Source organism: Floccifex sp. (genome assembly GCF_051873495.1).
In the GTDB taxonomy this organism is placed as follows: Bacteria; Bacillota_I; Bacilli_A; order Erysipelotrichales; family Erysipelotrichaceae; genus Floccifex.
On record NZ_JBJEEX010000046.1, the window covers coordinates 1 to 2,226 of the forward strand.

The following is a 2,226-nucleotide window of genomic DNA, read 5'->3' on the forward strand; positions in this document are numbered from 1 at the left end:
TTATGGGTAGTCGAATCGAAAATATTTTGGTTAAGTTTCACATCCATGGTTAAAATTGAATAAGACAAAAACAACCAATGTCGTCATTCAGACATTGGTTGTTTTTTGTTACATTTAAGGGTTTTAAAACAATGTGCAAAAATTATTCTAGGAGTGTTGCATTTGTAATGATAGCTAATCTGGAGTAATTGCAGTTAAAACAAAGACCCCAATTAGTTCAAGTGCTAAAAAAGTAATTCCAATAGTGGCTGTCATAATAAGCCATCTCCTTATCTGGAGAATAAACATCATAATGTTTATTCCAATTCATATTATCCTTTACACCATTTACTTTAACATAGAATTCATTATAATAAAAGCGCTTTCATAAAAAGAGTGAGAAAAAAGCCGATTTAATTTAAATCGACTTTAGTGCCCCTGCCAAGGACCTTTATTATAACATTTACTATAAGCAAAAGTTATAACTAACTAGTAATTATAAATATTTCTCAAATCCTTCTTTTGAGAATAGAATATTAATTGAAATAAATGATAAGCAATCAATAAAGAAAAGAAGGATAATAATATGGCTAAGAATGAAGAAGAAGTAAAGAATACTCCATTTGGTTTTGGTACATCAAACGATGCATACGCAAAGTATTTCACCGGTAAAAGTTACTTAAACCCACTTGCAACCAAAGCTAACTGCAACATTGCAAATGTTAACTTTGAACCAGGCTGTATTAACAAGTGGCATGAACACACAGTTCCACAAATCTTAGTTTGTGTTGCTGGTGAAGGCTGGGTACAAGAAGAGGGTAAGCCAGCTCACAAGATGACCCCAGGTGACGTTTACGTTGTTTCACCAAACACTAGACACTGGCATGGTGCAGCTAAGGATTCATGGTTCTCACACCTTTCAATCATGGCTGATACTGACAAGGCTAAGACTACTTGGTACGAAGATGTAGCCCCAGACTACTACAACAACTTAAAGTAAAAACACTTTGATATTTAAAAACCACAGAGTTGAAAAATCGACTCTGTGGTTTTTTTATGCTGTTTTACCAATTGCTCTGAAAATATTAAATCCACTAACAAGAATGATGAATCCGCAGGCCAAGATCAAAACTGTTTCGCCAGAATTATCAAGCAAAATACCAGCTGCAATTGAACTGATCGGTCCACCAATAGAGGTACTAGTGCGAATAGTGGTTAAAACACGTCCAAGTACTTCGTCATTTGAGGTAATTTGAATCATTGACTCAGCTAAAATATTATGAATGCTTGTCATCAAACCAAATAGAAAAATCAGTCCCATGAATATTAGCCAACTATTACTGAAGAAGATCATCAAAATTAAGGGAATAGCACTACTTAGCCAGGTAAAACCAATAGTTTTTATTCGTACAGTTAATTTACCTGCAATAGTTGCACCGATGATAAAACCAAGCATGAAGCAGATGTAGAACATACTATAGAAGCTGGCTTTACCGCTTCTTTGGGCGATTCGTGGCAATAAGATTGTCATTGCCGGCGTTACAAATGAGTACAGGATTGAAGACCAAAAATAATGATTTAGAAATTGGTTATTTTTGATAAACTTATAGCCACTAAAAATTTGATTATAGTATTTGGGCTTTGCCTCTTGTGGTACTCTGTTTTTAACTTCTTTTAAAGCATAGAACAAAAATACAAGACTGATTAAACTTAGCAAACTACAAATTAACATTACATTGGCGGAAATCAACCAGGTTAATAAAAGACCTGAAAATACTGTTCCAGCAATGTTTACGAACTGATCGATACTGCTAACTTTTGAGATTAGATTATTTAACTCTTGCTCATCAGCTACCGTTTCCTTTAAAATTGCTCGATCCGCTGGATTAAAGAATTCATCACAGATGGAGACTACACCTGCGCAAATTAACGCTAGAATATAGCTTTTGCTAAATTGATAAACTGCAGCAGTTGTGGCAAATAAGAAAACTGTTTGCACGAGCATTGAGTAATAACTAGTTTTCTTAAATGAATAGCGGTCGATAATTGGACCATAAAAAATAGATAGGGCAGCTGTAGTGGAAAAAATAGCTTCAGCGATTCCCACAATGAAGGAACTTTTAGTGGATATTTGCAACCACCAGATAAAGACCATACTGAAGAGTGAGTTAGCTATGCCACCAACGGCGCGAGAGATAAAATAGGATTTTTTGTTTAACATAGGCTTTTACTTTATCATCATTTTGT

General features: G+C 34.6%; 2 protein-coding genes. One reads left to right on the forward strand and one right to left on the reverse strand.

Translation table 11 applies throughout. The annotated features are described in order from the left end of the window. Nucleotides 1-565 precede the first annotated feature (565 nt). The gene (locus ACI313_RS02875) at nt 566-979 is read left to right on the forward strand and encodes a cupin domain-containing protein (RefSeq protein WP_439755225.1); all 414 of its coding nucleotides are present in this window, start codon (nt 566-568) and stop codon (nt 977-979) included. Nucleotides 980-1,033: 54 nt separating this feature from the next. Here ACI313_RS02875 and ACI313_RS02880 read toward each other — a convergent pair whose 3' ends face one another. Further along, nucleotides 1,034-2,200, reverse strand: a complete 1,167-nt coding sequence (locus ACI313_RS02880) for an MFS transporter (RefSeq protein WP_439755226.1) — start codon at nt 2,198-2,200, stop codon at nt 1,034-1,036. Nucleotides 2,201-2,226: the final 26 nt, after the last annotated feature.